19 protein-coding genes and 1 tRNA gene are annotated in these 18,347 nt (G+C 63.9%); 8 read left to right on the forward strand and 12 right to left on the reverse strand.

Annotation, left to right across the window (positions count from 1 at the left end; translation table 11 throughout):
* Positions 1–170 precede the first annotated feature (170 nt).
* The gene (locus tag NKJ00_RS30170; protein WP_352632337.1) at positions 171–938 is read right to left on the reverse strand and encodes an SDR family NAD(P)-dependent oxidoreductase; all 768 of its coding nucleotides are present in this window, start codon (positions 936–938) and stop codon (positions 171–173) included.
* Between the two features lie 291 nt (positions 939–1,229).
* Here NKJ00_RS30170 and NKJ00_RS30175 point away from each other — a divergent pair, with 291 nt between their 5' ends.
* Both NKJ00_RS30175 and NKJ00_RS30180 read left to right on the forward strand, forming a co-directional pair.
* Positions 1,230–1,385 carry a hypothetical protein gene (locus tag NKJ00_RS30175; RefSeq protein ID WP_023811179.1) on the forward strand — a complete coding sequence of 52 codons (156 nt, stop codon included), beginning with the start codon at positions 1,230–1,232 and terminating at the stop codon, positions 1,383–1,385.
* A gap of 111 nt (positions 1,386–1,496) precedes the next feature.
* Positions 1,497–2,438: an LLM class flavin-dependent oxidoreductase gene (locus NKJ00_RS30180; protein WP_127414918.1), complete on the forward strand. Its 942-nt coding sequence runs from the start codon at positions 1,497–1,499 to the stop codon at positions 2,436–2,438.
* Positions 2,439–2,673: 235 nt separating this feature from the next.
* Here NKJ00_RS30180 and NKJ00_RS30185 read toward each other — a convergent pair whose 3' ends face one another.
* The 5 genes from NKJ00_RS30185 to NKJ00_RS30205 form a co-directional block, all read right to left on the reverse strand.
* Positions 2,674–3,348, reverse strand: a complete 675-nt coding sequence (locus NKJ00_RS30185; protein ID WP_352632340.1) for a cysteine hydrolase family protein — start codon at positions 3,346–3,348, stop codon at positions 2,674–2,676.
* A 36-nt stretch (positions 3,349–3,384) separates the two neighbouring features.
* Complete coding sequence (locus NKJ00_RS30190) at positions 3,385–5,109, reverse strand: ABC transporter ATP-binding protein (RefSeq protein ID WP_352632341.1); 1,725 nt, start codon at positions 5,107–5,109, stop codon at positions 3,385–3,387.
* 109 nt (positions 5,110–5,218) lie between these two features.
* Positions 5,219–7,222, reverse strand: coding sequence for a Fe(3+)-hydroxamate ABC transporter permease FhuB (gene fhuB / locus NKJ00_RS30195; protein ID WP_352632343.1), 2,004 nt, complete (start codon positions 7,220–7,222; stop codon positions 5,219–5,221).
* The gene (locus tag NKJ00_RS30200) at positions 7,219–8,079 is read right to left on the reverse strand and encodes an ABC transporter substrate-binding protein (RefSeq protein ID WP_352613051.1); all 861 of its coding nucleotides are present in this window, start codon (positions 8,077–8,079) and stop codon (positions 7,219–7,221) included. Before NKJ00_RS30200 ends, fhuB begins: the two co-directional genes overlap by 4 nt.
* 25 nt (positions 8,080–8,104) lie before the next feature.
* Positions 8,105–10,288, reverse strand: a complete 2,184-nt coding sequence (locus NKJ00_RS30205) for a TonB-dependent siderophore receptor (protein ID WP_352632345.1) — start codon at positions 10,286–10,288, stop codon at positions 8,105–8,107.
* A 215-nt stretch (positions 10,289–10,503) separates the two neighbouring features.
* Between NKJ00_RS30205 and NKJ00_RS30210 the strand changes: the two genes are divergently transcribed.
* The 4 genes from NKJ00_RS30210 (at position 10,504) to NKJ00_RS30225 (ending at position 13,754) form a co-directional block, all read left to right on the forward strand.
* Positions 10,504–11,295: an ATP-binding cassette domain-containing protein gene (locus NKJ00_RS30210; RefSeq protein ID WP_164762277.1), complete on the forward strand. Its 792-nt coding sequence runs from the start codon at positions 10,504–10,506 to the stop codon at positions 11,293–11,295.
* A gap of 65 nt (positions 11,296–11,360) precedes the next feature.
* Entirely contained in the window at positions 11,361–12,326 is a 966-nt protein-coding gene (gene exbB / locus NKJ00_RS30215; protein ID WP_352442128.1) for a tonB-system energizer ExbB, read from the forward strand.
* A 4-nt stretch (positions 12,327–12,330) separates the two neighbouring features.
* Complete coding sequence (gene exbD, locus NKJ00_RS30220) at positions 12,331–12,798, forward strand: TonB system transport protein ExbD (RefSeq protein WP_352613048.1); 468 nt, start codon at positions 12,331–12,333, stop codon at positions 12,796–12,798.
* Complete coding sequence (locus NKJ00_RS30225; protein ID WP_352613046.1) at positions 12,795–13,754, forward strand: TonB family protein; 960 nt, start codon at positions 12,795–12,797, stop codon at positions 13,752–13,754. The genes exbD and NKJ00_RS30225 overlap by 4 nt, the downstream gene beginning before the upstream one ends.
* Before the next feature lie 24 nt (positions 13,755–13,778).
* Here the strand turns inward: NKJ00_RS30225 and NKJ00_RS30230 are convergent, their stop codons facing one another.
* The 6 genes from NKJ00_RS30230 to NKJ00_RS30255 form a co-directional block, all read right to left on the reverse strand.
* Positions 13,779–14,099: a hypothetical protein gene (locus NKJ00_RS30230; protein WP_031213427.1), complete on the reverse strand. Its 321-nt coding sequence runs from the start codon at positions 14,097–14,099 to the stop codon at positions 13,779–13,781.
* A 121-nt stretch (positions 14,100–14,220) separates the two neighbouring features.
* A complete protein-coding gene (locus NKJ00_RS30235; protein WP_081734866.1) occupies positions 14,221–14,478 on the reverse strand; it encodes a hypothetical protein in 258 nt (85 codons plus the stop codon).
* A gap of 4 nt (positions 14,479–14,482) precedes the next feature.
* Positions 14,483–14,737, reverse strand: a complete 255-nt coding sequence (locus NKJ00_RS30240; protein ID WP_023811699.1) for a hypothetical protein — start codon at positions 14,735–14,737, stop codon at positions 14,483–14,485.
* A gap of 67 nt (positions 14,738–14,804) precedes the next feature.
* Complete coding sequence (locus NKJ00_RS30245) at positions 14,805–15,869, reverse strand: SagB/ThcOx family dehydrogenase (RefSeq protein WP_352613045.1); 1,065 nt, start codon at positions 15,867–15,869, stop codon at positions 14,805–14,807.
* Between the two features lie 428 nt (positions 15,870–16,297).
* Entirely contained in the window at positions 16,298–17,047 is a 750-nt protein-coding gene (locus NKJ00_RS30250; protein WP_352632347.1) for a helix-turn-helix domain-containing protein, read from the reverse strand.
* Between the two features lie 331 nt (positions 17,048–17,378).
* A tRNA-Ala gene (locus NKJ00_RS30255) sits at positions 17,379–17,454 on the reverse strand.
* 260 nt (positions 17,455–17,714) lie between these two features.
* Between NKJ00_RS30255 and NKJ00_RS30260 the strand changes: the two genes are divergently transcribed.
* Both NKJ00_RS30260 and NKJ00_RS30265 read left to right on the forward strand, forming a co-directional pair.
* Positions 17,715–18,005, forward strand: coding sequence for a YggT family protein (locus NKJ00_RS30260; protein WP_023811703.1), 291 nt, complete (start codon positions 17,715–17,717; stop codon positions 18,003–18,005).
* A 13-nt stretch (positions 18,006–18,018) separates the two neighbouring features.
* Entirely contained in the window at positions 18,019–18,336 is a 318-nt protein-coding gene (locus tag NKJ00_RS30265; RefSeq protein WP_352632349.1) for a DUF167 domain-containing protein, read from the forward strand.
* Positions 18,337–18,347 lie beyond the last annotated feature (11 nt).

An 18,347-nucleotide genomic window follows, 5' to 3' on the forward strand; every position in this document is an offset into this window, starting at 1 on the left:
GCCTCATCTCCAACAAGGCCATCGCCAAGCTGGCAGGCCTGGCTCCTTTCGCCAACGATAGCGGCAAGCGCACCGGCAACAGGCACTTGACACCCCAGATAGTCGCTCTCCCCCCATTCGTGGGGGCGAGGAACCCGCATCCTGCCAAGTTCGCGCCTTCTTTGAGCGTCTCACATCGCGGTAAAGCCGTTATCCACAAACAGATGCGTGCCGTTGACGAAGCTCGACTCGTCGCTGGCCAGGTAGAGCGCTGCCCTCGCCACCTCTTCCGGTTCGCCGATGCGGCCCTGCTGCGCGGCCAGCGCCGCGTCGGAGACGTCGACGCCGAGCCTGCCGAGGTCGGCGACCTCGCGCAGGCCGTGCGGCGTGCGGATGAAGCCGGGGCAGACCGCATTGCAGCGGATGTTGCGGTCGCGGAACTCGACGGCGATGGCGCGGGCGAACATGTGGCAAGCGCCCTTGGTGGTGTCATAGAGCACTTCGTTGGGAGTCGCCGCCACCGCCGAGATCGACGAAGTACAGACGATCGAGCCGCCGCCGGCCGCAATCATGCCGGGCAAAACGGCGCGCGTCATCAGGAACATCGAGCGCACATTGACGGCATGCAGCCAGTCCCATTCCTGTACCGTGGTCTCCAGGAAAGGTTTTATCACGATGGTGCCGGCGTGGTTGAACAGCACGGTGACCGGGCCGAGTGTTCCCGTCGCACCCTTCACCGCCGCTTCGACCTGTGCCTCGTCGGAGACGTCGGCGACAAAATGCTCGGCGACATGGCCGCGCGCCCTGATTGTCGCTGCGGTTGCGGCGGCCGCCTCGCCGTTGCGGTCGATGATCGCCACCTTGGCGCCTTCGGCGGCGAACAGCTCCGAAGCCGCTCCACCCATTCCCGTCGCTCCTCCCGAAATGATGGCGACCTTGCCGGCCAGTCTTGTGCCCATTTTTCTGCCCCTGTGTGACGATTTCGCTTTGCTGATTGGGCGATGCTACCGCGCCCGCGCCGGGCGGCCAATCCACGAATAGAGCGCAGCGAGGGCAAGGCCATAGGCCCATTCGGACGCAGAAGCAAAAACCGGACGCGCCATATGGATCGGCCGCCCGAGCGCTCCCTCTAAGCAAGTGCCTACCAACTTCCGGCATCATAGGAGAAAATTATTCTGTCTTTAGCCCAAAAATAGCAATCGACAAAGTCTACCAGTTTTATAGATTAACCGCCGAGACGGAGGTCGATTATGTCCTATATCCAGAACGCCCAGACGGATCGCAGCGCTCAGCGGTCGGCCAATGCCCAGGCCTTTCGCCCGGCCTATGCCGGGGCTTTCGCCTATCTGGTCTTTGCCCTTGCCTTCGTGTTCACCGGGGCCGTTGTTCTGGGTCTTATTCCCTGAGTCGTCAGATCGACCGGGGTTAGCTGCCCCCACCGCTTACAGGCAATCGGAGTTGAATGAACCGAATCCTCGGCGTGCTTTCGCGCGCCCGACACCACGGAGGACATGGCAATGCCGATCGAGTTCACGCATATTCCCGGCAAGACCGCCGATGCCGCGGTTCCCTTTTTCTACGACTTTGCCGAGACCGCGACCAAGCTCGGGCTGATCGAGGATGGCGGCTTCCGCAAGATCGTCGTTGACGATTCGGCCGGGCTGCTGACCAACATGGATCTTGCGGCCCAAGTGCTCGATCGCACCTCGTCGCTGGAAGTCGTGCTCACCCATTGGGCAGGCGTGGTCGAACCGACCGTGGCAGCCCGCCAACTGGCGTCGATCGACAGGAAAAGCGGCGGACGCCTGGCGCTGAGGATGATCAGCGAGCCGCTGAGCGACGCCGACGCCGAAACACGGCCGGTCGGGCACACCGTCATCTGGCAGCGCATAGACGAATATCTGGTGCTGCTGAAGCGGCTGTGGTCGAACGACCGGCCCTTCGACCACGAAGGAACGTTCTACAGCATCAAGGGCGGCTACGTGCCGCGCAAGGGACCGCACGGCGCCGACCTGGTCATCCGCATGGGCGGGCAGTCCGGAACGGCACTCAAAGTTGCCGGCCGGCATGCCGATGTCTTTGAATTGGCGCCGGGCTCGATCGATGAGATCCGGCAATTGATGGAGCGGGTGCGCCGCTCCGCCGCCGAACATGGCCGGGCCGGCAAGCTGCGCTTCGCGCTTCCGGTCGGGATTCACCAAGGTGCTTCCGCCTCCGGCCACAAGGCAGTCGATGTTGCCGGGCCGCCAGCCCAGGCCGCCCTGTCACTGCTTGCCTATGCAGCCCTTGGGATCGATGAATTCATGATTGTCGGCGTCGACACGCCGCGTGAGATCGCAACGCTCGGCCGGGAAACCATCGCCCTGCTGCGCAATTCGCTGGCGCGTCGCGAACACGAGGCATTCCAGCCTGGGGCATATGCGTCTCGTGCAGGATTGGAGACGCGCGCAACGGGCTGAGTTCTGGCCTACGGAATGAAAGCTATTCCGGTAACGCCGAGATCCTTCACACCCCCCTCTGTCCTGCCGGACATCTCCCCCGCAAGGGGGGAGATCGACAGCTTCACCCGCAGCGCTCGTCTTGCCACGTTGGCGATTAGTGAAAGCCGAGATGACAGCCAATCTCCCTCCTTGCGGGGGAGATGGCCGGCAGGCCAGAGGGGGGTGCTGTCCCGCCGGCATTGATCTTGGCGCCCTAACTCGCCATGCCCGACAATCGCGACAGGCCTTCAATGACAGCGCTGGAATCAGCGAGCGCGCCAAAGACGCCATCCTCAACCGTCACCATGTGAAGCGCTGCTTCGTGCGCTTGTCTGTCGCCGCTGGCGCAAGCGTCCGAGATCGTCAGGCATTGGAAATTCCGGTCGCAGGCTTCGCGCAGCGTGGTGTGGACGCAGACATCCGTCGTGCATCCGGAAAACATGAGATGCGTGATGCCTTGCGCGCGCAGGACAAGCTCGAAATCCGTATAAATGAAGGCGCTGTTGCAGGTCTTGTCGACAATGATGTCCTGCGGCGCCACATCGATCTCCGGAACGATCTGGAATCCCGTGCCCGAGCGCAGCAGGATATCGGTGCCGTCGAGACCGGCGCGCTTGCGGCGCCATTTTTCGTAAGGCGTCATATCGGCCATGTCGGCCCGATAGCCCTGCCTCGTGTGGATGACCCTGACGCCGGCCTTGCGCGCGGCCGCGATCAGCCGGCTCACCGTCGGCAGGATCGCCCTCAGAGGCGACGGGTCATAGCCCTGCCTGGCGAAGTAGCCTGATGTCGACAGGAAATCCTGCTGCAGGTCGATGACGATCAGCGCGGTGCTTTCGGCCACCAGCCTGCCGTCATAGGGGAAATCGAAGGGCGTTGCCTTGATCATCCGGGGCTCCCTGCTTTGGGCCGCCACCATAGTGGATCAGCGCGACGACACCAGGTGCTGCGCGTCGTGCAGGCGCCGATAGATGCCGCCGGCGCGGAGCAGTTCGCTGTGCGAACCCTGTTCGACGACGCCGGACTCCGAGACGACGACGATGCGGTCGGCGCCGCGGATCGTTGCCAGCCGGTGTGCGATGACCAGCGTGGTTCGGCCCTCGGCAAGTTCGGCCAACGACTTCTGGATTTCGCGCTCGGTCTCGGTGTCGAGCGCCGACGTCGCCTCGTCGAGGATGAGGATCGGCGGGTTCTTCAGGAACATGCGGGCGATCGCCAGCCGCTGCTTCTGGCCGCCGGACAATTTTACGCCGCGCTCGCCGATGATCGTGTCATAGCCGGCCGGCAGGCCCGATATCATGCCGTCGAGCTGCGCCCGCCGCGCGGCATCGGTGATGGCCTCGTCGGAGGCGCCGAGACGGCCATAGGCGATGTTTTCGCGGATCGAGCCGCCGAACAGGAAGACATCCTGCTGGACGATGCCGATCTGGCCACGCAGCGAAGCGAGGGTCATGTCCCTGATATCGATGCCGTCGATGCTGATCCGCCCGGCGCTGACTTCGTAGAACCGCGGCAGCAGCGAGCATATGGTGGTCTTGCCGGCGCCCGACGGGCCGACGAAGGCGATGGTTTCGCCGGCGTGAATGGCGAGACCGATATCCCTGAGCACCGGCTTGCCGTCGCCATAACCGAAGCTCACACCGCGATATTCGATGTCGCCCTTGAGCCCGCTGGCGGTAACGGCATCAGGCCGGTCGGCGATGTCGGGTTCGGTGTCGAGCAGCTCGGTGTAGCGGCGGAAGCCGGCAATGCCTTTTGGATAGGTCTCGATCACCGAATTGATCTTCTCGATCGGCCGCACGAAGACGCCGACCAGAAGCAGGAAGCCGACGAAGCCGCCATTGCTCAGGCCTCCCGTAATGACGAGGTAGCTGCCGGCGATCATGACCACGAGCTGGATCAGCCTTATGCCCATATAGTTCAGCGAATTGCTGGCCGACATGATGCGGTAGGCGTCGAGCTTGGTCTGGCGGTAGCGCTGGTTGTCATGCGCGAACAGCGTGCGCTCATGCTCCTCGTTGGCGAAGGCCTGGACGACGCGCATGCCGCCGACATTCTCCTCGATGCGGACGTTGAAATCGCCGACACGCCGGTAGAGCGCCTGCCAGTTGCGCTCCATGCGGTCGCCATAGCGCATCGTCACCCAGGCGATCAGCGGCACGATCACCGCCGTGATCAGCGCCAGATGCATGTTGACGGTGAACATCAGCACGAAGGCGCCGGCGAAGGTCATGATGGCGATGAACAGGTCCTCGGGACCGTGATGGGCGATCTCGCCGATTTCCTCGAGGTCCTTGGTGACACGGCCGACGAGATGGCCGGTCTTGTGGTTGTCGTAGAAGCGGAACGACAGCTTCTGCAGATGGTCGAAACTCTTGCGCCGCATCTCGGTCTCGATGTTGATGCCGAGCATGTGACCCCAATAGGTGACAACCGCCATCAGCACCGTGTTGAGCAGATAGATCACCAGCAGCCCGGCCGACGCGAGGATGATCAGCGTCCAGTCCTGCTGCGGCAGGAGCTGGTCGACGAAGGTGCGGACCGCCATGGGAAAGCCGAGTTCAAGCAGGCCGGCCAGCACCGCGCAGGAGAAGTCGAGCGCGAACAGCCCCTTCCAGGGCGCGTAGTAGGAAAGGAAACGTCTGATCATCGAGGTGAACCGCAAGCTGTCTTGATGGGCGCGGCGAGGGCGCCGGCCGTCATCGGTGGGCGCTGCTTACAATCGGCAGCGCAAGGGCGGCAATATGCCAGGGCCGACTTCATTGCCTGCCTTTCCACATCAGCGCCATGAAATAGGGGCCGCCCACGAAGGCGGCGATGAGGCCGGCCGGCGCTTGCCAGGGAAAGATCAGCGTCCGCCCTGCCCAGTCGGCGGCAACGAGGATCAGCCCGCCTGTCATGGCCGAGGCCAGAAGCTGCGGCACGGCGCGGCGGAAGCCAAGCATGCGTGCGAGATGCGGCGCCATCAGGCCGACGAAGCTCAGCGGGCCGATGACCAATGTCGCGGTTGCGGTGGCCAATGCGGTGAGCGCAAGCAATGTGGCGCGAACACGTCCCAGCCGCAGGCCAAGGCCACGCGCGGCGGTTTCGCCGAGCGGCAGTATATCGAGCCAGCGCGCGGTCAGCGGCGCCAGCGCGAGGACGGCGACCGCGATCGTTGCTGCGGTGAGGGCATCATTGGGTGTTGCGCGATAGGTCGATCCCGACAGCCAGGTGAGCAGGAAGTCCATGCGCGGATCGCCGCTGGCCAGAAGCAGCGCGGCGAAGGCGGACGCGACCGTCGCAACGGCGACGCCGGCAAGCAGCAGCCGTTCCGGCGACAGGGCATTGCGCCGCCCGGCCAAAACAACGATCGTCAGCGCCAGCATGGCGCCGGCGAGGGCGGCGCCGAGCATTGCCGCGCGGTCGAAGCCGTCGCTGAGCAACAGCAGCGCCAGCACGCCGAAAGAGGCGCCGCCGGAAATGCCCAGGACCTCGGGCGCGGCCATCGGGTTGCCGGTCATGCGCTGCATCAGCGTGCCGGCGACGGCGAGCAGGACGCCCGCCGACAGGGCGACGACGACGCGAGGCGCGCGCAGGGCAAGCAGCTCGCTCAAATCCTCGGATGCGATCCAGTGCCAACCGCTTGCGCCACGGCCAAAGCCGATGGCGAGAACAACCGCGAGGATGAGCGCCAGCAGGCCCGCGATCAACGGCAGGCCGTTTGACCGCAGGCGTACCGACGACACCATGTCGGTCTGCCTTTCGGGAGTGGTTCGCATTCGCGGCAACAGGAACAGCAGCAGCGGCGCGCCGAGCAAAGCGGTCGCGGTGCCGGCGGGGATTTCGCCGGCGAACGGCAGATGCTGCACCAGACGGTCGGTGAGCCAGAGCAGGGCGCCGCCGACCAGCGGCGACCAGACCAGGCGGCGGCCAAGCGTGCGCGCTCCGGCCAGCCGCGCCAGCGCCGGGGCGGCGAGCGCCACGAAACCGATGACGCCCACCTCGGCGACGACCAGCGCGCTGAGCGAGACGGCGACAGCCATGCCGGCAAGGCGGATGACGGCCGGCCGGGTGCCGAGCGATGCCGCGCCGTCGTCGCTGAGATCGAGCAGCCGGAGGGGTCGCCAGAGCAGGAACGCGGCGCAGATGCCGGCCAGCAGCCACGGCGCCAGAGCAACGACCGCCGCGTCGCCATTCTGCACCAGCGAGCCGCTCTGCCAGATGAACAGCTCCTCGGTGTATTCGCGGTTGAGCGCCATCAGCAGCGCGCCGGCCGAGCCGAAAGTGAGGCTGACGACGAGGCCGGCGATGATGATCGACACTGGCGAAAAGCTGCGCCCGCGCGCCAGTGCGAAGACGGCTGAGGTGGCGAACGCGCCGCCGGCCAGCGCCACGCCTTCGCGGCCGCCCTCCAGCAGCCATGGTGCATAGAGGGTGGCTGCTGCCAAAGCGAGGCTCGCTCCCGCATTGGTGCCGATCGTGGTCGGCTCGGCCAGCGGATTGCGCAGCACATGCTGCATGATGGCACCGGCGAGACCAAGTGCAGCGCCGGCCAGCATGCTGACGGCGACACGCGGCAGGAAGGCGTAGCGATACAGCAACTGCGCTGGATCGGATGTGTCGGGGGCGGTGAGCGCCTGCCACCACAGGTGCGTAGGCAGAAGGTGGATGAGATCGAAGACGGTCAGCATCAGCGCCAGCCCCGCAGGCACGGCTACCAACAGGATAAGCGCGCCGATGCCGTCGCTCTGTCGCGGCAGGGACATTGCCTGGGCGATCATGCCGCTGCCACGAATTCGGCGAAACGCGCGGCAGCAGTGAGACCGCCGAACGGCCAGACCGGCGGAATGGTCCGCACTTGGCCGTTCCGGACGCAGGGCAGATTGGCCCAGAGCGAGCTGCGGGCAATCCTGATCCTGATGTGCGGCGGGATAGGATCGAGCGAGATCAGCTGCGCCTCGCCGACGGCGACCAGTTCCTCGATGCCGACCGTCGAAAAACCCCATTCATTGGTGGCGCCGGTCCAGGCGTTGACGAGGCCGAGCCGGTCGAGGACATCCTGCAGCAGGTTGCCGGCGCCGTAGACGCGGACATGGCGATCATCGAACATGCTGACGACGCAGACCGGTTTTTGCACCGCCCGCTCCAGCTTGGCACGCGCTTGGGCGATCGAGGCTTCGATGCGCCCGACAAGGTTTCCTGCTTCCGTCCTGCGGCCAAGCATGTCGCCAAGCTGCAGCGTCACCTGTTGCGCCTGCGCGTAAGGTGGAGCCTTGCCGCTGTAGAACGGCACGTTGAAGGTCGGCGCCAATCTGGTGAAGCTGTTCTCGTCCAAGCCATAGCCATAGGCGCCGACGATCAGGTCGGGCCGCAATTCCCGGAGCAGTTCGAGATTGGGTTCGCCGCGCGATCCCAGGTCGACGGTGGCCTGCGGCAGCGCCGGGCCCTGCACCCAGTCGCCATAACCCCTGGTGTCGCCGACGGCGAGCGGCGACAGGCCGAGCGAAACCACCATTTCGGCCGATGTCCATTCCAGGCAGACGACGCGGGCAGGTGCCGCGCGTGCCATGCCGCCCGGCAAAGCGAGGCCGGTCGCGGCGAGGCCGGCAAGATACTGGCGCCGTGTCAGCGCCGCCATTTTGGGTCGGCCCGCCACCTTGCTTCTACCATGTGTATTTCACCGAACCGTTGATCCTGCGGCCCTCGCCGTAGAAGCAGCCGAAGCCCGAGGAGAAGCAGGAGGCGACGTAGCGTTTGTCGAACAGATTGCTGGCATTGAGGCTGAGCGTGGCGTTCTGCCAGGCGTAATGCACCGCCGCGTCGGCGAGCACGACCGACGGAACCTTGAAGCTGTTGTCGTCGTCGCCATAAGTCGAGCCGACATAACGGATGCCGGCACCCAGGCCCAGACCCTCCAGGCGGCCGCTGCCGAGAGTGTAATTCGCCCACAGAGACGCGGAATGCTTCGGCACGCCGAAAGGCGTGTTGCCTTCATTGCTGATTGAACTCCCATTATCATCAACAACAGAAGTCGCCTTGGTGATCCTGGTGTCGAGATAGGTGTAGGCCGCTCTCAGGTCGAGGCCGGAATCGAGGCTGGCAACGGCCTCGAGTTCGACGCCGCGAGAGCGGATCTCGCCGGTCTGGAACATGTCGTCGGGCCGGCCCTCATTGCCATAGCGCACGACATTCTGCCGGATCAGGTCGAAGGCCGAGACCGTGATGAACGAGTTCCAGCCGGTCGGCTGGTACTTCAGCCCGATCTCGTATTGTCTGCCGGTCTCGGGCACGAACAGATTGCCGTCGCTGTCGGCGCCCGCCACCGGCTGGAACGATTCGGAATAGCTGACATAGGGCGCAAGCCCGTTGTCGGCGAGGTAGACGAGCCCCGCCCGGCTGGTGAAGGCGTTGTCCTTCTGCTCGGGAATGTAGCCACCGGCCAGATTGTCGTAGACCTTGGCGTCCGACCAATCCTGGCGGCCGCCAAGGGTCAGCCGCCAGTTGCCGAGCTTGATCTGATCCTGCGCATAGAGGCCAACTTGCTGCTGGGTGGTGTCGGTATCGGTGTAGGGCGTCAGATCACCGATCTTGTAGCCGTAGACCGGATCGAAGACGTTGAAACCGTCCTCGACGGTCCCTTCCGAGGCATAGTCGCGGTAAGTATAGCGTTTGTAGTCGAGGCCGACGAGCAGCGTGTGGGCAAGCGGCCCGGTGTCGAAATCGGCTTGTGCCTGGTTATCGATGGTGACGCCGCTGAGCTTGGTGCCACCGGCATCTGCATAACGGTAGTAGTCGCCGCTTGAAGGTTCCAGGCCGTTCGAGTCCGTCAGTCCGCCACCAAAGACGCCTTCCTCGGTGTGGGTAAGGTGGACGTAGCGGGCATGCTGTCGAACCTGCCAGGTTTCGTTGAAACGGTGATCGAATTCGTAGCCGATCGAGGCATGGTCGTTGTTGTAGGAGTCGAAGCCGGGTTCGCCGACGAACATGCTGTTCGGCAGGTACTTGCCGTCCTTGCCCGGTATGACCGTGCCGTAGGCAGGCAGATACTGCATCGCCCATCCCGAGCGATCGCGCTGATAGTTGGCGAGGATGGTCAGGCTGGTGTCGGCATCTGGCTGCCAGGTGATCGCCGGCGCGATGAAGATGCGGTCGTCCTTGACGAAATCGGTCTGCGTGTCGCCCATGTGAGCGGCACCGGTGAGGCGGAACAGCAGCGACTTGTCGGCGTTCACGGCACCGCTGAAGTCGAACTTGCCTTCATACCGGTTGAAGCTGCCACCACCGAATTCGACCTCGCGCAGGTTTTCCTGGGTTGGCCGTTTGCTGACATAGTTGATGATGCCGCCGGGGCTTGCCTGGCCATAAAGCACCGACGCCGGTCCGCGCAGCACCTCGTAGCGTTCCGCGCCATAGGAATCGAGTGCGGTGAACAGGGTGAAATTGCTCTCCTTGAGCTGCAGCCCGTCCCTGTAGAAGACGCCGCTGGCGTTCGAAATGCCGCGCAACTGCAGGCCGAGGCCGCGATTGTCGGTGCCGTAGAGATTGCCGGTGGCGCCGGGTGTGTAGCGCAACGCGCTGTTCAGGCTGTCGACGGCTTGCGCTTCCATCTGGTCCCTGGTGATGACCGATATCGATTGCGGCGTCTCGATCAGCGGCGTGTCGGTCTTGGTGCCGGTGGAGCCCTTGGTGGCAACGTAGCCCTTAACCGGCCCGAAAGCGCTTTCGACACGTTCCTGGACGTTGATCGGGTCCAGGGTGGTGGTGACCGTCTCCTGGGCCAGTGCATGGCCGCAGCCAAGCAGGGCCGGCAGCGACGCCGTTGCGATCAGCAGGCGCTTGCGCGCCATCCGGTTCTGCCAAATCGGTCCATGTCCTGAAATCATCCGGTGCGCCTCCTGTTTCCCAATTCCGTGCCGATATCGCCGGTCGCGACGATTTGTTGATCGTTGCAGTCATCTTCAATGTTGACTAGTAAGGTCATGTTTCATAGTCAACCGGGCATGACCTGTCGAAAGCCGGAATCTGGAAATGCGGGCGGCCGCACTGGAGAAAAGCCATGAGCATGGCTGGAATTGATGCCCAGACTGCCTTCCATATCGATGCCGTACGCTTTGCCGTCGGCGAGCGGACGCTGCTCGGTCCGGTTTCGCTCGAACTGGAGCGCTCGCGCGTCTATGGGCTGATCGGCCACAATGGTTCGGGCAAGTCGACGCTTATCAAGCTCATGGCGCGCCAGCAGCCGGCGAGTTCAGGCGCCATCACTTTCGCCAGGCGTCCGTTGCCGCAATGGGGTGCCCGCGAATTTGCCCGCGCGCTTGCCTATCTGCCGCAGACGACGCCTGCGGCGACCGGCCTGACCGTGCGCGAACTGGCGACGCTCGGGCGCTATCCCTGGCATGGCGCGCTTGGCCGTTTCCGCGCCGAGGACAGGCAGCATGTCGAGGAGGCGCTGGCCCTGACCGATATGGAGGGTTTTGCCGACCGGCTGGTGGACGAATTGTCGGGCGGCGAGCGCCAGCGCGCCTGGCTCGCCATGCTGGTGGCGCAGAACGCCGGCGTCATGCTGCTCGACGAGCCGATCTCGGCACTCGACATCGCCCATCAGGTCGAGGTGCTCGGGCTGGTCAAGGAGCTCAGCCGCAAACGCGACCTATGTGTCGTCGTCGTGCTGCACGATCCCAACATGGCGGCGCGCTACTGCGACGAACTGATCGCGCTGAAGGACGGCAAGCTGCTGACGCGCGGCACGCCCGGCGAAATCATGCGCAGCGATGTGCTGAAAGGCATTTTCGGTGTGGAGATGGGCGTGTTCGCGCACCCCGTCACCGGCCAGCCTGTCGGCTATGTGCAGTGACAATATCTGATGCGGCGGCGGGAAATAAAAGGCGGCAGGCCGCTGTGAGAACAAGGAAGAAGCTGTTGTCGAGAACTGGTTTGTTGGCGGCGTTGGTCGCATCCGTCATCCTGTCGGCCGGCAGCGCGATGGCCCAGGAGCAACCCGCCGGTGCCGCGCCGGCGATCGAAACCCCCGCCGTACCCGCAGCCCCAGCGCCGATTGCACCCGCACCCGCCGCACCGGCAGTCGCTCCGCCGGCCACAATGGCGCCTTCGCAGCCAGGCACGCAGCCGAATACGGCCGCGCCGGCCGAGACCGGACCTTCGACGGCGATGGAGATGACCTTGCCGCATGACCTGTCGCCATGGGGCATGTTCATGGCGGCCGATATCGTCGTCAAGGCAGTGATGATCGGGCTGGCCTTTGCCTCCCTCGTCACCTGGACGATATGGTTGGCCAAGTCGCTGGAGCTTTTCGGCGGGAAGCTGCGCATCCGTCGCGCCGTGCGGGCGATCGGCGGGGCCGCCACGCTGAAGCAGGCCAGCCGTACCCTCGACCGCAGCGGCGGCCCCGGCGCGCTGCTGGTGCGGGCGGCCGAGGAGGAGACCGCACTCTCGGCCGGCGCGCTCGATCATGTCTCGGGCGACGGCCTCAAGGAACGGGTCACGTCGCGCCTGTCGCGCATCGAGGCGGCGGCGGCGCGGCGCATGTCGCGCGGCACTGGCGTGCTGGCGACGATCGGCTCGACAGCGCCCTTCGTCGGCCTGTTCGGTACGGTCTGGGGCATCATGAACGCCTTCATTGGCATCTCGCAGGCGCAGACCACCAATCTCGCCGTGGTCGCGCCGGGTATCGCCGAGGCGCTGCTGGCCACCGCGATGGGCCTGGTCGCGGCCATACCGGCCGTTGTCATCTACAACGTCTTTGCCCGCTCGATAGCCGGCTATCGGCAGATCCTCGCCGATGCCGCCGCCGGTGTCGAACGGCTGGTCAGCCGCGACCTGGACTTCCGCACCGTCGCGCCGGCAACGCCACTGGCGGCGGAGTAGCGCCATGGGAAGCAGAATCCGACAGACCATGGATGACGATCTCGAGGAAAGCCACGAGATCAACGTCACCCCGTTCATCGATGTCATCCTGGTGCTCTTGATCATCTTCATGGTCGCGGCACCGCTGGCCACGGTGGATGTCAATGTCGACCTGCCGGGCTCGACCGCAACGCCCGCGCCGAGACCCGAGACACCGCTGTTCCTGACGCTGAAGGACGATCTGACGCTGGCGATCGGCAATGACGGCGTGCCGCGCCCGGCTTTCGCCGCGACGCTGGACGCCAAGACCAAGGGCGACAAGCAGACGCGCATCTTCCTGCGCGCCGACAAGGCGGTCGCCTATGGCGACCTGATGGAGGCGATGAACCTGTTGCGCGGTGCGGGCTATCTGAAGATCGCGCTGGTCGGCCTGGAGGCGGCTCCCACGTCCAATGCCCCGGCCCCCGCAGCCACTGGTGCGGCGGCGCCATGACGCAAGCGGTCGCTGTGCCCTCGGTCCAGTTGTCGCGCTTCGGTTGGCGCGACCTTGGCTTGTGGGCCGGTGCTGCCGCGCTGGTCCTTGGAGCCCATGTCGCGGTCGCCTATGCCGTGCAGAATCTCACAATGGTCACCGAAGCGGATGGCGGCCCACCTCCGGCCCAGATAATCGAGATGGCGCCGATGGTGGTGATGCCGGCCGTGGAAGAACAGGTCGCCGCGCTGGACGCGGTGACGCCAGATCAGACCGAACCGACACCGACGACCGAGCCGACACCTGAAGAACCGGCCGAAAAGGCGGAGCCGGTTGTCGAGCCGCCGGAAGCGGTCGCGCCCGACGAGACCGAACCCACCCAGGCCGAACCCACCCAGGCCGAAACGGCCGAACAGGTCGATCAGCCGCCGCCGGATGAGGTAGTCCCGGATGTTGTCGAGGCTGTCACGCCAGACGTCGTCATTCCCTTGCCGCAGCCGAAACCGGTCGAAATTGTCAAAGACAAGAAACCGGCCGCGGCCAGGGCGAAGAAGCCTGTCGAGAAGCCCAAGCCGCGGCTTAAGAAGGAGAAGGCGGCTCCGCCGAAGACGGCAACCGTCGCCAGCGCCGACGCACGGCCCGCGGCCAGGACCGCGGCGCCGAAGGCGGCGGAATCGACGTCGCGCTCCGGCGACTCCAGCAAATGGGACTCCCGTCTGGGCGCCTGGATCAAGCGGCACACGCGCTATCCCAGCTCTGCCAAGGCCCGAGGCGTGGAAGGCAGGCCGTATGTCGCCTTCACGGTCGACTCATCCGGCCGGGTCCTGTCCGCCAGGCTCTCTCGTTCCTCCGGGGATGCGGATCTGGACCGTGCGGCGCTCGCCGTGCTGCAAGGCGCCACGGTGCCGGCACCGCCACCGGACCTTGGCTCGCGTCTGAGCCGTACAGCGCCGTTCGTGTTCAGCCTGCGCAACTAGGACCGAACTTGATCGGCCGGCCTGTCAATAGGCCAGTGACAGGCTCAGGGCCTCGACCTGTTCAAGGTAGAAACGGCATTTCGTGCGCAAGGGCCCGAGGCCCGGGTCATCGGCGCCGTTGATCTCGACGGTCTGCATCATGAAGTCGAAATGGGCGTGGAAAGCGTCCACTGTACCCCAGAGACTGTCGGCCTGGCAGCTGTCGGCAATCGCCATCGAGACGAGTTGGCGGGCCTCGACCCGCGCGGCGTCAGGCGACGGCGGCCGCCTGGCGATCAAGACGTCGAGCCGGCTGAAAATGCTTTCCCTGGCATCGACGCTTCTGATGTTGGCTATCATGTTCATGTGCAGGTCCCCCTTGGCATTCCAGACGCGCAATAGGTTCCGGTCCGAAATTGAAAAACTGGTGATCAGAGCATTTTCAGCGGCGCCAATGAACGCGTCGCGTTTGGGCGGGCGACATGCATCAAGCTTGAGCGACCGACCGCCGGTCCTGCGGGCAGGATGCAATCAGGGCCGGGATGGCGGTTGCATCGGAGGGATGGCCCCTGATGATGTTGGCGACCTCGGCATCGGCCTGCTCGAACCAGTAGACCATGTCGGCGCGGCGCAGGTCCGTCGCGGCCTTCTTCAGCAAGGGCAGCAGGCTTTGCAACGCGCACAGTGTCTCCCACCGGTTTGGGGAGGTCGAGCCGGCCACCGCGCATGCGGCTGACGATTGCATGTCGCTACGCTCTCCGTGGCTGGACGGCCCGAGTGTCTTTTGCCTGCGCCTTGGGGTGCAGCGGGTTGCCGCTGAGCTGCGCATGCCTGGCCGGCCGTGCGCCGCGAAGAACGTCGAAGGCCTCTGCATAGGCCATGCCGAGCAGATAGGAGATCATCGGAAAACGGCTGGCTTCGGCCATTTGCACGAGCTCATTGGTCATCGACGAAATATATTGAAGACTATCGATTTCCGACTGGCGTAAGGATTGATTTGGCACGTGCTGCTCCTGTCTCTGGTTATACCTAGGGAACGCGTTACTGGCCGCGATGCACATAGTTGGTCGACTAATTGATGGATTGGCCCGCCGTCGAGGGATCTCTTTCCGGGGTCGAGAGGGTCAAGGCATAGATCGGTGCGTCGGTGAAACTGTCGAGACCAAGCAGCCGCTTGATCGCGGAATGACTGAGCGCGGCTGTCGGACATGCCGACAGGCCATGACTGGTCGCCGCCAGCATGATGTTCTGGCCGATATGGCCGGCCTCGATCAGCACGACACGATAGGCGTTGGCGTCCTCATATTTCCACATCGTGCGATCGAGCCTGGCGCAAAGCAGGACCAGGCACGGCATGGCGTCGGCCCACTCCTGTCCGCCGACCAGTTCGGAGATCTTCGGCAGATGGTTTGCAGAAATCCTGCCAAGGTCGTGATCCGCGGCGGAATAGTGATAGACACCGGGTTCGAGGCCATCGACGCCGAGCGCGACCACATAGGCCTCATAGGGATTTCGCGCGCCGCCTGAAGGGGTCATGCCGAGCGGCAGGGTGCCAACGCAATTGGCGGTCTCGCCGATGATGCCGAGCCCTGCGAACAGGCAATCGGAAAGCTGTTTGGCCGTGATGGTGGGCTGAGCCGCCGTGCGGTTGGTGCGGCGCCGCGCCATCAAGCTGAGAAGTTCATTGTCTTCCAGTGCATTCGGCAGCTGGATGGCGCCCGCGGAATTCTTGAGCATGAGGTTCGGCTGCGGCGTATGGCCGGCGCGTTCTATCTGCCGCTCTTCCGCTTGCTCGATGGTCATGTATTCGCTGTCCTGGACGCAGAAATGCATCAGCGCCGTCGGAAGCCCCCAACTCCATTGTCCTGAAAACTGTTCCTCCTGCTCGGCGAGAGGCGATCCGGCTGTGACCAGCGCGGAGAAATCGAGCAACTGGGGAACGACAGCCTTCAACTCGGACTTCGACCATCCATGGGCGCGGGCAATGTCCGCCGTCGATGCCCATTTGTCCCACGATGCGAGAAGGCCGACCATCTCGGGGCTGCATTCAAACACGCTTCTGGTCAGGAAGTTGCATGCCGTGACCTTGTTCGGTCCGGGGTAGAAAACAAGCGTTTTCGAAGAGCGCATTTTCATGAAGCTGGTTGCCATCTGCGGAGCCGAGGCGCCGACAAGCAAGACGCTCGTCGGCGCAGAACGGCTTCAGCGCTTGTTGTAGTGCATGCCCTGCGAAAAGAAGACGGTCTGCGTGCCGGCGGCAATCGTCAGCTTCGGAGCATTGGTCACTTTCTTGGCCATTTTCATCCCTTTCCTGACCCCGATTTGGGATCCGTTGAAAGACCCCCAGAACGGGATCCGCGTGAAGAAAGGTAAGGTCGGAAGAGTTAATGGTTTGTTAAAATTATAGTAAAACCACGAGCCTAAGACGGACCCGTGGATTATCTTTCCTGGCATTAAACTGTAAAATATCGATTTTATTCAGATACAGAGTAGACAATCGTTGGCATACGCTTTATCGGCGTACGCTTATTCTTATTCGGCGTAAGACACGGCGATCCGAGGGGTTAGCCCAACCCATCCCGGGTGAGGCTGACAACCAGTTGATCGACGCCCGGATCGTGGAGATTGATGACATGCGCCATGCTGATGGCATCCCTTGGGTGGATGTTGGCGATGTCGCGCCGCATGATGACGGACACGAATGCCGGGCCGGCCTCCGTCAGTAGCATGGCCTTGCCCATCAGCACCGGTTCGGAGATGGGAGCCCATTGCACGGAGATCAGCGACGGCTCTCCGGTCTGGCGGCGATTGATGCCGCTGAAATAAATCCAGTTCAGCCGCGAGATCGCCACGCCATAGTGATTGCCGCGCGCCCGTGCCCAGGTCGATCCCCGGCGCTCCGACCATCCGGTCACCCTTCGGAAGGTGACCAGTTCGGCTTCGCGCCTCACGAAGGTCACCGAGCGCATCAGGAGGTCGAGGCGGCCTGGGATCGAGAAATAGGTGAAATAGGTGCCGCCCGCGATCGAAGGACTGGGAGGGCGGATCATCTGGTTGAACAGGCTCTCGGAAACCGGCGGCAGGCCACGCATCGCTGGCTCGGGTGCGCCGGGATCCTGGTACAGTTCGGCCTCGTCGATCCGAAAGTAATCGCATATCAGCTTGGCGGTGGCCTTGTTGGGAACAGTCTGCCCTTGCAGGTAGCGTTCGAACTGCGTGCGATTGATGTGCAGCTCACGGCATACCGCACTTACGGAGGCATGGTCCTTGCACAGCCGTCTAAGGTTTGCAGCGAGGTTCTCGCGAATTGACACGTCTTTGCTTCCGCAGGCGGATTTTTCATTTCGACTCGAAATCCATATAGCGTCTCCGGCCGCCCCAGCCGAAACGCCCTGGTCACAACGCACAGAAAAAACTGATTTGGTGGCGTCAATTTAGTGGGGCGGTTTCCAAAAAAAACGGAAACAATCAGTGAGCGCTTCCGCCATAAGTCCAATTGACAAAAGTCTTACCGGATATCGCGAAAACAGGCGGTGCACCCGCGGCCTTTTAAGGCGCGCTGGCACAGCAAATGCCACCCGCGGGGGCAAGCCGGGACGAGCGTCGCGGACTGCATCTGGCGCGGAGAGTGGAGAATTATTCCACTGGTGGAGCTGAGGAGGATCGAACTCCTGACCTCGTCATTGCGAACGACGCGCTCTCCCAGCTGAGCTACAGCCCCGTCCAGCGGATGGGCGCATTTATCGGGCGCCGCGGTTTCCTGTCAAGGCGGAGGTTTGCCGAAATCCAGTGCCGTCAAGCGTCGAGTTGGCGCCGGCGGATAGCGGCCCTTGCCGGTTTTGTGTATTCGCGCCTTCGTTGGGGTGTCGGCGACATGCCGCCCTACAGGTCAGACCGAGCCGGTATTGGCGCCCCCCAGAAAGGCGGCCCTTGCCGGTTTGGCGCGCAATGGCTACATGTCGGCAACAATTGGAGACCGGCATGCTCGCCCTCATTCAAACAATCGTCATGGCGCTTGACCTCTACTGGTGGATCATCATCGCCTCGGCGATCTTTTCCTGGCTCTACGCCTTCAACGTCGTCAATTCGAAGAATCAGTTCGTCGGCAGCATCGGCAACATGCTCTACCGGCTGACCGAGCCGGCGTTGCGGCCTATCCGCCGCTTCATGCCGGACCTTGGCGGCATCGACATCTCGCCGATCATCCTGCTTCTAATCCTGTTCTTCCTGCGGCAGTTTCTGCTCACCACGGTGGCGCCTCTGATCCTGTGAGCAGGATGACCTTATGAGCACGCCGTTTCGCCTGCGCGAAAACGGCGCCGAGCTGTTTGTCCGGCTGACGCCAAAGGCTGCGCTGGACAGGCTCGAAGGCTTCGAGACCACGGCGGACGGGCGAAGCCATCTGAAAGCGCGCGTCCGCGCCGTACCGGAAAACGGCGCCGCCAATCAGGCGCTTGAACGATTGCTGGCCAAGGCTCTGGGCGTGCCCGGGTCCGCTGTCTCGGTTGTCGCCGGCGGCACCGCGCGGCTGAAGACCGTGCGCATTGAAGGCGATCCGGCGACGTTGGCGAATAGCATCGAGGCGCTCGGCCATCAGTCCTGATGTCCTTGTCG

The sequence above is a fragment of the Mesorhizobium sp. M0227 genome, assembly GCF_040321855.1.
In the GTDB taxonomy this organism is placed as follows: Bacteria; Pseudomonadota; Alphaproteobacteria; order Rhizobiales; family Rhizobiaceae; genus Mesorhizobium.

What these genes read in the sequence shown, in the direction of transcription:
- NKJ00_RS30170 (WP_352632337.1), bottom strand. Translation starts at nt 938, where the DNA reads ATGGGCACAAGACTGGCCGGCAAGGTCGCCATCATTTCGGGAGGAGCG.
- NKJ00_RS30175 (WP_023811179.1), top strand. Translation starts at nt 1,230, where the DNA reads ATGTCCTATATCCAGAACGCCCAGACGGATCGCAGCGCTCAGCGGTCG.
- NKJ00_RS30230 (WP_031213427.1), bottom strand. Translation starts at nt 14,099, where the DNA reads ATGAACATGATAGCCAACATCAGAAGCGTCGATGCCAGGGAAAGCATT.
- NKJ00_RS30225 (WP_352613046.1), top strand. Translation starts at nt 12,795, where the DNA reads ATGACGCAAGCGGTCGCTGTGCCCTCGGTCCAGTTGTCGCGCTTCGGT.
- NKJ00_RS30265 (WP_352632349.1), top strand. Translation starts at nt 18,019, where the DNA reads ATGAGCACGCCGTTTCGCCTGCGCGAAAACGGCGCCGAGCTGTTTGTC.
- NKJ00_RS30235 (WP_081734866.1), bottom strand. Translation starts at nt 14,478, where the DNA reads ATGCAATCGTCAGCCGCATGCGCGGTGGCCGGCTCGACCTCCCCAAAC.
- NKJ00_RS30180 (WP_127414918.1), top strand. Translation starts at nt 1,497, where the DNA reads ATGCCGATCGAGTTCACGCATATTCCCGGCAAGACCGCCGATGCCGCG.
- exbD (WP_352613048.1), top strand. Translation starts at nt 12,331, where the DNA reads ATGGGAAGCAGAATCCGACAGACCATGGATGACGATCTCGAGGAAAGC.
- NKJ00_RS30190 (WP_352632341.1), bottom strand. Translation starts at nt 5,109, where the DNA reads ATGATCAGACGTTTCCTTTCCTACTACGCGCCCTGGAAGGGGCTGTTC.
- NKJ00_RS30200 (WP_352613051.1), bottom strand. Translation starts at nt 8,079, where the DNA reads ATGGCGGCGCTGACACGGCGCCAGTATCTTGCCGGCCTCGCCGCGACC.
- NKJ00_RS30185 (WP_352632340.1), bottom strand. Translation starts at nt 3,348, where the DNA reads ATGATCAAGGCAACGCCCTTCGATTTCCCCTATGACGGCAGGCTGGTG.
- NKJ00_RS30205 (WP_352632345.1), bottom strand. Translation starts at nt 10,288, where the DNA reads ATGGCGCGCAAGCGCCTGCTGATCGCAACGGCGTCGCTGCCGGCCCTG.
- NKJ00_RS30210 (WP_164762277.1), top strand. Translation starts at nt 10,504, where the DNA reads ATGGCTGGAATTGATGCCCAGACTGCCTTCCATATCGATGCCGTACGC.
- fhuB (WP_352632343.1), bottom strand. Translation starts at nt 7,222, where the DNA reads ATGATCGCCCAGGCAATGTCCCTGCCGCGACAGAGCGACGGCATCGGC.
- NKJ00_RS30260 (WP_023811703.1), top strand. Translation starts at nt 17,715, where the DNA reads ATGCTCGCCCTCATTCAAACAATCGTCATGGCGCTTGACCTCTACTGG.
- NKJ00_RS30245 (WP_352613045.1), bottom strand. Translation starts at nt 15,869, where the DNA reads ATGAAAATGCGCTCTTCGAAAACGCTTGTTTTCTACCCCGGACCGAAC.